The sequence below is a fragment of the Streptomyces sp. NPDC015345 genome (assembly GCF_043078805.1).
In the GTDB taxonomy this organism is placed as follows: Bacteria; Actinomycetota; Actinomycetes; order Streptomycetales; family Streptomycetaceae; genus Streptomyces.
In genome coordinates this window covers 1,403,473-1,414,205 of sequence record NZ_JBIBTX010000002.1, presented here as the reverse complement: position 1 = coordinate 1,414,205, position 10,733 = coordinate 1,403,473, and the positions used below count along the sequence as shown (strand labels likewise).

Here is a 10,733-nt window from a genome sequence, read left to right as displayed (position 1 = left end):
AAACTGAACGACGCGAACTGCAACACACGAACCCCCGGACCCACCCCCATCAACGGCCCGAACACCGACACCAGATTCGCCAACCCACCATGACCAACAGCCACACCCTTCGGCCGCCCCGTCGAACCCGACGTATAAATCACATAGGCGAGGCAGTCCCGGGCTTCCGGCCGCCGCGGCGCGCTGACCGGCAGGCGTTGCAGGGCCGCTCCCGTCGCCGGGTCGTCCAACCACAGCACGTGATCGACGCCGAGCCTTTCGGCGACGCCGTCGGCGGCGTCGTAGCTGCTCACGACCACGCGGGCGCCACTGTCGGCCAGGATGTAGGAGAGCCGCTCCTCAGGGTGCTCGGGGTCCAGCGGCACGTACGCACCGCCGGCCTTCCACACGCCGAGAACCGCCGCCACCATGTCGATGCCGCGCGGCAGGCACAGGCCCACCACCGACTCGGCGTGGACACCGAGGCCGAGGAGGTGATGCGCGAGGCGGTTGGCCCGTGCGTCCAGCTCCGCGTACGTGACCTCGCGGCCGTCCGCGATCACCGCGACCGCGGACGGGGTCGACACCACGTGCGCCTCGAACAGCTCAGGCACCGTGGCGGGAACGATCTGCACGGCCGTGTCATTCCACTCGGCCAGCACCTGGTGACGCTCGGCAGCGTCCAGAACGTCGACAGCACTCAGCCGGGTCTGCGGTTCGACGACGAGCTGGCGCAGGACGCGCGTGAGCCGCCCGGCAAGTCGAGCGGCGAAGTCGGCGTCGAACAAGTCGGCGGCGACGATCACCGAGGCGCGCAGGCCGGCGGGGGCGCCCCCGGCATCGAAGGCCTCCTCGACACCGATCTCGAGGTCGAACTTGGCGACGGTCCTGGCGGCAAGCTGCTCCGACACGTCCGCCGAGGCCACGTCGGCCAGCGAACCCGTCTGCGCACCCGGCAGTCGGACCTCCGCCTGGGCGACGTTCTCGACGGTGAGCATGACCTGGAAGAGCGGATGGCGGGTCAGCGAACGCGTCGGCGCGAGCTCCTCCACCAGCTTCTCGAACGGCACATCCTGGTGGGCGAAAGCCGACAGACCCGTCTCCCGCACACGACCCAGGACCTCCCGGAACGTCGGATCACCCGACAGATCCGTGCGCAGCACCAGCGTGTTCACGAAGAAACCGACCAGGTCGCTCAGCGCCACGTCCGTGCGACCGGCCACGGCGGCGCCGACCGGGATGTCCGTGCCCGCGCCCAGCTTCGACAGCGTCATCGCGAGGACGGCCTGGAAAACCATGAAGGTCGTGACGCCCTCGGCGCGCGCAAGCTCTTGCAGCTGTGCGTGCACGTCGGCCGGGACCTCGAAGGGCACGCTGTGGCCCTGGTGCGAGGCAACAATCGGACGCGTGTGATCGAAGGGGAGCTCCAGCTCCTCGGGCGCGCCGGCCAGCGTCTCGCGCCAGTAGGCGACCTGGCGCGTCATGACGCTGTCGGGGTCGGCCGCGTCACCGAGCAGCTCGCGCTGCCACAGCGCGTAGTCCGCGTACTGGACCGGCAGCGGCTCCCACTCAGGAGCCCGGCCCTCACACCGGGCCGCATAGGCGGCGGAGACGTCGCGGGCGAGTGGGCGCATCGAGTAGCCGTCGCCAGCGATGTGGTGAACGACCACGGCGAGCGCGTGCTCGTCCGGGCCGGCGGAGAACAGCCAGGCACGGATGGGCAGTTCAGCCGCCAGGTCGAACTCGTACCCGAACACGTCTGCGACCGCGCCGGCCAGGTCGGCCGGCGTCGCGGAGTCGGGCAGGTCAACGGTCCGCAGGTCCCAGTCGAGTTCCTCAAGACCGAGGATGCGCTGGTACGGCTCACCGTCGTGCGTGCCGAAGGTCGTGCGCAGCACTTCGTGCCGCTCCAGGACGTCCCGCAGGGCCGCGGCCAGCGCGGCGCGGTCGACCGATCCCGAAAGACGCAGCGACACCGGGATGTTGTAGGTCGCGCTGGGGCCCTCGAGCTGCTGAATGAACCACAACCGACGCTGCGCGAAAGACAACGGAATCATCAGGAACCTTCCTGGTTTCGTCCCGGCCGCAACGTCGGCGCGGATCGGTCAAGGCTTTCCGGAGCCTTGTACACCCGAACAAGAAACAAATGGATAAAGGCCGGTGGGGGATGCCACCGGTAAGACGGGTAATTGGTTCACCGGTCCGAGGCTCCGTCCTTCTTCGGCGGATCCCGGGTTTGGCGCGACTCACTATGACCCAGGCCGTACTGACGATCAATCTGCTCACCTGGAGGCTGTTCAACCGCTCCCTCACGGCAGTTGAACGGCCGGACCGCCCCGGGAACGCGCTTCGGCCGCCGCATCCGCATTCACGGGACACGGCGGCCGAAGCGCGCTTTCTCTTGGTTCAGTCGTTCAGCAGTAACCGCCTTGACTTATGCGCTTCCTACTCAACACGCATTCGACGAAGAGCCGGGCGGGTTGACTTTTCGGTACCGAGCTGCTGTGCGAGACCAGCCACGGTCGGCGCATTGAAGAGGGCCCTGATCTCGACGTCGATGCCGAGGGCGGCGCGGATGCGGATGACAAGTTCGGTCGCGAGCAGCGAGTGGCCGCCGAGCGCGAAGAAGTCGTCGTCCACGCCGACCTTCTCCAGTCGAAGGACCTGGGCGAAGGCCTCACACAGGACCTCTTCCTCGCGGGTGGCGGGTCCGCGCCCGGATCCTGCCGACATAGAGGCGTCCGGGGCCGGCAGTGCCTTGCGGTCGAGCTTGCCGTTGGCGGTCAGCGGGAGAGCGTCGAGGACCACCACGGCCGCCGGCACCATGTGCTCCGGCAACCGCGTCGCCGTGAATTCCAGTACGTGGGACGGCAGTTCAGGCTCGGCGTCGTCGAGGTCGGTGGGGACGATGTAGGCGACGAGACGGGTGTCCCCCGGGATGTCCTCACGGGCCACCACGGCCGCCTGGGCGACCCCGCGATGGGCGGCCACGACGGCTTGGACCTCACCCGGCTCGATCCGGTAGCCACGGATCTTGACCTGCTCATCCGCACGACCCAGATACTCCAGGAGCCCGTCGGTGGTCCAGCGGGCCACATCCCCCGTGCGATACATCCGTCCGCCCGGCTCGAAGGGGTTCGCTGCGAATCGCTCGGCCGTCAGACCCGGACGCCTCACATAACCACGCGCCAGTTGAACACCCGCGACATACAACTCACCAGCAACCCCTGGAGCGACCGGCTGAAGATACTCATCCAGCACATACAGACGCGTGTTGGCGATCGGCCGCCCGATCGGCACCGACTCCCCCACCACCTGACCCGCCGAAATCTCAAAGACACAGCACCCGACCACCGTCTCGGTGGGCCCGTACTCATTCACGACCACCGACTCCGGAGCCCGCGACAACCAGTCACGGACCACACCGCCCGGCAGAGCCTCACCACCGACAACCCACGTACGAGCCGAGGTCGCCACCTGCTCCGCAGAGAGCATCTCCGTCAGCAGCGGCAGGTGGGCGGGGACTGCCTTGACCAGACCGAACCCACCAGGCTCACGAATCAGGTCCGCCAGCCCTTCAGCGCCACCGGCCTCACTGACCACGACCGCGGACCCGGACACCAGCGGCACCAGAACACTGGTCACCGTCAGATCGAACGCAAGAGACGAATGCAACGGAGCACCACCGCCACCACCCATGCAATACGCATCCGCCGCCCACATCACATAGTTCGCCAGACCGCCATGAGTGACGGCCACACCCTTCGGCCGCCCCGTCGAACCCGAGGTATAGATGACATACGCGAGCGACTGCGGCTCAACCACCACCTCAAGCGCCTCACCAGAAGCGGCCGCCAGCTGCATCTCCACCAACGTGCTGTCCAACGCCACGAACCGGTTCCGCCCGGCCGGAAGATCGTCCAGGACCTCCTCGGTCGTCAACGTCAAAGCCACACCCGAATCGGCCAGCATGAAACCGATCCGCTCAGCCGGATACCCCGGATCAACCGGCACATAAGCCGCCCCCGCCTTCCACACCGCCAGGACCGCCACCACCGCCTCAACCCCACGCGGCAGACACAACCCCACCAACGACTCCACACCCACACCCTGAGAAACCAGATAGCGGGCCAACCGATTCGCCCGCGCATCCAACTCCGCAAACGAAACCGACACACCCTCCCCGACAACAGCCACCGCCTCCGGAGACCGCACCACCTGCGCGGCGAACAGACCCGGCACCAGCGCGGTGCCCAGGTCGGCAGCCGTGTCGTTCCACTCCTCCAACACCCGACACCGCTCCACCTCCCCCAGCACCTGAAGCGCACTGAGCCGGGTACGGGGTGCGGCGACCAGCAGTGCGAGTACCCGGACCAGGCGCTCGCCCAGCCCCTCGACCGTCTCCCGGTCGAAGAGGTCGGCCGCTGCCGTGACGGTCCCGCGCAGGCCGGCCGGGGCGCCGTCCTCGTCGAAGATCTCGCCGAGGCCGACCTCCAGGTCGAACTTGGCCATCGAGGTGCCGGCCGACATCCCGCCGGCCCGTACGCCCGGCAGGTCGAGGACGGCCTCGGCGTTGTTCTGGAGGTCCAACTGGACCTGGAACAGCGGGTGCCGGGCCATCGACCGCGAAGGCGCCAACTCCTCCACCAGCCGCTCGAACGGCACCTCCTGATGCGCCAAGGCCGCCAGACTCGTCTTGCGAACCCGGCCGAGGACGTCGCGGAACGTGGGGTCGCCGGACACGTCGGTGCGCAGGACCAGGGTGTTGATGAAGAAGCCGACGAGGTCGTCCAGTGCGACGTCGGTGCGGCCCGCGTTCGCCGAGCCGATCGGGATGTCGGTCCCCGCACCCAGCCGCGAAAGCAGCATCGCCAGTGCGGCCTGCAGGACCATGAACGTGGTCACGCCCTCGGCGCGGGCCACCTTCACCAGTTGCGCGTGCACCTCGGCCGGAACGACGACGGGGACGGCGTGGCCCTCGTGGGACGCGACCGCCGGCCGCGTCCGGTCGACGGGGAGCATCAGTTCCTCGGGCGATCCGGCCAGAGCCTCTCGCCAATAGTCCATCTGTCGGCTCAGCAGGCTGGCCGGGTCGGATTCCTCGCCGAGCAGTTCGCGCTGCCAGAGCGCGTAGTCGGCGTACTGGACCGGCAGCGGCTTCCACGCGGGAGCCCGGCCCTTGCTTCGTGCCGCGTAGGCCGTGGAGAGGTCGTCCGCCATGGGCCCCCAGGACCAGCCGTCGCCCGCGATGTGGTGGACGACGACGAGCAGCACCCGCTCGTCCTGAGAGCCTGACTCGAACAGCCAGGCGCGGATCGGGAGGTCGGCCTCCAGGTCGAACTCGTACTCCGCGGCCTTCTTCACCGCGTCGGGCAGATCCTCCGGGGCGATCGGGGCGAGCGCGAGCTGCCAGTCCACCTCGTCGAGGGGCAGGACGCACTGGTGGGGCCGGCCGTCCGCCGTCGGGTAGACGGTGCGCAGCACCTCGTGGCGTCCGATGACGTCGTGCAGGGCGAGTCCGAGGGCTCGGGCGTCGACATCTCCGGTCATGCGCAGGGCGACCGGGATGTTGTAGGTGGCGCTCGGTCCCTCCATCTGGCGGATGAACCAGAGGCGTTGCTGGGCGAAGGAGAGCGGCACCCGCGCCGGCCGCTCCGTGGCCGTCAGCGCCGGCCGTGCCTGCCCGGCGCCGTCGAGCTCGGCGGCGAGTTGGGCGACGGTCGGGGCGTCGAACAGGACCCGGATGTCGAGGTCCACGCCGAGGACCGCCCGTACCCGGCTGGCCAGGCGCACCGCGAGGAGCGAATGGCCGCCGAGGGCGAAGAAGTCGTCGTCGACCTCGACCTTGGGCACGCCGAGGACCTGGGCGAACACCCCGCAGAGCAGTTCCTCGCGGAGGTCGGACGGGCCGCGGGCACCGTCGCGTCCGGCCGCCGCCGTGCCCGTCGAGTAGTCGGGGGCGGGCAGGGCCTCGCGGTCGAGCTTGCGGTTGACCGTCAGCGGCAGGGCGTCGAGGGCGACCACGGCGGACGGGACCATGTACTCGGGCAGGCGGTCGGCCGCGTGGGCGAGGACCGACGCCGTGGTGGACGGCGACCAGGAGGAGGCGCCGTCGGCGGGCACGACGTAGCCGACGAGCCTCTTGTCGCCGGGGGTGTCCTCCCGGGCGATGACGGCAGCCTGGGCCACCAGCGGATGTCCGGTCAGGACGCCCTGGACCTCGCCCGGCTCGATACGGAAGCCGCGGATCTTGACCTGGTCGTCGGTGCGGCCGGCGAAGACGAGCTGTCCGTCAGCCGTCCACTTGGCCCGGTCGCCGGTGCGGTACATCCGCTCGCCCGGTGCGAAGGGCGAGGCGACGAAGCGTTCGGCGGTCAGTTCGGGGCGTCCCAGGTAGCCGCGGGCGAGGCCCACGCCGGAGACGTACATCTCGCCCGCGACGCCGACGGGGACGGGTGCCAGGTACTCGTCGAGGACGTACACCTCGGTGTCGAGCACGGGTCTGCCGATGGCGACCTCGGCGGACCGCGGGTCGCACCGCCACAGGGTGGCGTCGACGGTGGTCTCGGTGGGCCCGTAGGAGTTGAAGAGGCTGCGGCCGCGCGCCCAGCGGGCCATCACGTCGGGCGGGCAGGCCTCGCCCGCGACGACGAGCACGGTGTCCGGGTCGACGCTGTTCTCGTCGAGGGTGGCGAGGACGGCGGGCGGCAGGGTGGCGTGGGTGACGCGCTGCTCGGTCAGGAAGGCCGGCAGGGCCTCGCCCAGGCGCTTCTCGCGCGGGACGACCACGAGGGCCGCCCCGGACAGGAGGGCCATGAGCCACTCCCAGCCAAAGGTGTCGAAGCTCGCGGAGGCGAATTGGGCGACCCGGGCGCCGGGGCCGACGCCGAGGTCGCGGACGTGGCCCGCGACGAGGCCGGCGACACCCGCGTGGGAGACGAGGACGCCCTTGGGGCGGCCGGTCGAGCCCGAGGTGTAGATGACGTACGCGGGGTGGGTCACCGCGAGGTCGACGGGCGGGGGTCCGTCCGCCTTCTCGTGTTCCGCGTCCGCCTTCTCGTGGTCCGCCTCGTCGACGAGCAGGGTCTCGACGGGGATCCTGTCCGCCGTGCGGGCGGAGGCGAGGACCAGGGCCGGTGCCGCGTCGCCCAGCATGTACGCGATCCGGTCGGCCGGGTACTCCGGGTCGATCGGCATGTACGCGCCCCCGGCCTTCAGGACGGCGAGCAGCGCCACCATGAGGTCGGTGCCGCGCTCCAGGCAGACCGCGACGACGGACTCGGGTGCGACGCCCCGCCTCACCAGCTGGTGCGCCAGTCGGTTCGCGCGGGCGTCCAGGTGTGCGTACGTCACCTCGGTACCGTCGGCTATGACGGCGGTGGCGTCCGGCGAGCGGGTCACATGCGCGGCGAACAGCTGCGGCACCGTGGCGGGCGTGATGCCGGCGGCGGTGCCGTTCCACTCGACCAGGAGCCGGTGGCGCTCGGTGTCGTCGAGGACCGGGACCCCGCTGAGACGGGTGTCCGGCTCGGCGGTCAGCGCGTCGAGGACCTGGGTCAGGCAGGCGACGAGCCGCTCGGCGGTGGCGGGTTCGAACAGGTCGGCGGCGGCGGTGACGAAGCCGCGCACCCCGGCCGGACGCCCGTTGTCGTCGAAGGCCTCGCCCACGATGACGTCGAGGTCGAACTTGGCCCGCGAGGCCCCGGTGGTCAGGGCCCGTGCTCCGAGTCCGGGCAGTTCGAGCACCGCCTCGGAGGTGTTCTGCAGGGTGAGCATGACCTGGAAGAGGGCGTGGCGGGCCATGGAGCGGCTCGGCGCGAGTTCCTCGACGAGCCGCTCGAAGGGCACGTCCTGGTGGGCGAAGGCCGACAGGCTCCGCTCCCGTACGCGTGCGAGGACCTCCCGGAAGGTGGGGTCTCCGCTCAGGTCCGTGCGCAGCACGAGGGTGTTGACGAAGGATCCGATCAGGTCGTCGAGCGCTTCGTCGGTGCGGCCGGCGTTGGGCGAGCCGATCGGGATGTCGGTGCCCGCGCCCAGGCGGGACAGCAGCATGGTCAGTGCCGCTTGGAGAACCATGAACGTGGTGACGCCCTCGGCGCGAGCGATGTGCACGAGCCGGGTGTGCACGGCGGCCGGGATGTCGACCGGGACACTGTGGCCCCGGTGGGAGGCGACGGCCGGACGGATGTGGTCGAACGGCAGCTCCAGCTCCTCCGGGGCACCCGCCAAGGCGTCCCGCCAGTAGGCGACCTGGAGTTCCATCATGCTCGTGGAGTCGTCGCGCTCGTCGCCGAGCAGTTCGCGCTGCCACAGCGCGTAGTCCGCGTACTGGACCGGCAGGGGCTCCCACGCCGGTGCCCGGCCCTCGCGGCGGGCCGCGTAGGCGACCGACACGTCGCGGGCCAGGGGGCCGGTGGACCATCCGTCGGTGGCGATGTGGTGCACGACGACGACGAGGACGTGTTCCTCGGGCGTCAGCTCGAACAGCGTGGCACGTACCGGCACTTCGGATGCGAGGTCGAAGACGTGCTCCGCCGCCGCGGCGACCGCGGCCGTCAGGTCCTTCTCGGCGACCCGTGTCACCTCCGGCGCCCACGTCAGCTCGTCGAGGCCGACGACTTGCTGGTACGGCTCGCCGTCGGCGACCGGGAACAGGGTGCGGAGCACCTCGTGCCGCCCGATGACGTCTCGCAAGGCCGTGGTGAGCGCCGAGCGGTCCAGGGCGCCGGTCAGCCGCAGGCCCATCGGGATGTTGTAGGTGGAGCTGGGGCCCTCCAGCTGGCCGATGAACCACAGGCGGCGCTGCGCGAAGGAGAGCGGGGTGCGGGCCGGCCGCCGCATGGGCGTCAAGGGGGTCCGGGCCGCTCCTGCTCCGGTGAGCCGGGCGGCGAGCGCGGCGGCTGTCGGGGCCTCGAACAGCGTGCGCAGCGGCACCTCGACGCCGAGCACGGTGCGGACGCGGCTGATGAGCCGGACGGCTAGCAGGGAGTGGCCGCCGTACGCGAAGAAGTCGTCGTCGACGCCGATCGAGGGCACGCCGAGGACCTGCGCGAACACTCCGCAGAGGATCTCCTCCTGGAGGGTTGACGGGCCGCGCGCGGCGCTCGTGCCGTCGGCGTGGGCCGGGGCGGGCAGGGCCCTCCGGTCCAGCTTGCCGTTGGCCGTCAGGGGCAGCGCGTCGAGGACGACGACGGCGGCCGGGACCATGTACGCGGGCAGCCGGTCGGCCGCGTAGTCGAGGATGGCGGCGGCCGGTACGCGGGAGGCCTCTGCCGGGACGACGTACGCGACCAGGCGCTTGTCGCCGGGGGTGTCCTCGCGGACGACGACGGCGGCCCGGTCGACGCCCGGGTGGGCGACGACGACGGACTGGACCTCGCCCAGCTCGATGCGGAAGCCGCGGATCTTGACCTGCTCGTCGACGCGGCCCAGATACCGCAGCCGCCCGTCGGGGCTCCAGCGCACCAGGTCGCCGGTGCGGTAGAGACGGTCCCCGGTGGTGGAGAACGGGTCGGCGACGAACCGTTCTCCGGTGAGGGCCGGGCGGCCCAGATAGCCGCGGGCCAGGCCGTCGCCGGCGACGTACAGCTCCCCTGCGACGCCGACCGGGACGGGCGAGAGCGAGCCGTCGAGGACGTAGGTGCGGGTGTTGCCGATGGGCGTGCCGATCGGGACGTCGGAGACGCCCGGCTCGCAGCGCCACACGGTGGCGTCGACGGTCGTCTCGGTCGGACCGTAGGTGTTGTACATGGTCCGGCCGCGCGCCCAGCGCTCGATCAGCTCGGGCGAGGACGCCTCGCCGCCGACCTCCAGGACGACGTCCGTTCCGATCGATCCTTCTTCCAGGCCCGCCAGGACGGCGGGCGGCAGCGTCGCGTGGGTCACGGCCTGCTCGGCGAGGAACGCCGCCAGGTCCGCGCCGAGGCGGCGATGGGCCGGCACGACCACGAGGGTGGCACCACAGGTGAGGGCCAGCGACCACTCCAGGCAGAAGATGTCGAAGCTCACCGAGGCGAACTGCGCGACCCGCGAGCCCGGACCGGCCTCGAAGCGGGCGAGACCGGCGATCGTGTTGGCGAACCCGGCGTGGGTGAGGACGACGCCCTTGGGGCGGCCGGTCGAGCCGGAGGTGTAGATGACGTACGCGGGGTGCTCGGGCCGGATCGGTGTGCCCAGCGGACCGTCCGCCAGGCCTTCGAGGTCCGTGTCGCCCAGGACGACGAGCCGCGCGTCCGAGGGGGGAACGGCCGCGACCGTGGCCGTGGTGGCGATGACCGCCACCGGTGCGGCGTCGGCGAACATGTACGCGATGCGTTCCACCGGGTAGTCCAGATCGACGGGCAGATAGGCGCCACCCGCCTTCAGGACGGCGAGCACCGCCGTGACCAGGTCGGCGCCGCGCTCCAGGCAGAGCGCGACGACCGACTCGGGACCGACCCCCTGGCCCGCGAGGTGGCGCGCCATCCGGTTGGCGCGCGCGTCCAGTTGGGCGTACGTCACCTCGTCTCCGTCGGCGACGAGGGCCACCGCGTCCGGCGTGCGGGCCGCATGGGCTTCGAAGAGGGCGACGGCGGTGGCGTCGGGGACCTCGGCCGCCGTGTCGTTCCAGGCGCCGAGCACCTGGCGCAGCCCGGCCTCGTCCAGGACCTGGACGGAGCTGAGCGGCACGTCCTGACCGTGGTCGAGCGCGGCTTCAAGAGCGTCCACCAGGTTGTGGGCGGCGGTGCGCATCAGGCCGCCGACCATGCGCGAGT

The 10,733-nt window shown here is 71.0% G+C and carries 2 protein-coding genes (1 of these 2 running past the window's edge); both read right to left on the bottom strand.

Going from position 1 to position 10,733, the window contains the following annotated elements:
* Positions 1-2,036: condensation domain-containing protein (locus ACF062_RS12365; RefSeq protein WP_392137661.1), on the bottom strand; the 2,036-nt coding region annotated here is incomplete at its 3' end.
* 388 nt (positions 2,037-2,424) lie between these two features.
* Positions 2,425-10,733, bottom strand: partial view of a non-ribosomal peptide synthase/polyketide synthase gene (locus tag ACF062_RS12360; RefSeq protein WP_392137660.1) — the 3' end only. 10,795 nt of this gene lie beyond the right edge of the window; the window shows 8,309 of its 19,104 coding nt (coding positions 10,796-19,104); the start codon falls outside the window, past its right edge — the gene reads right to left on this strand; its stop codon occupies positions 2,425-2,427.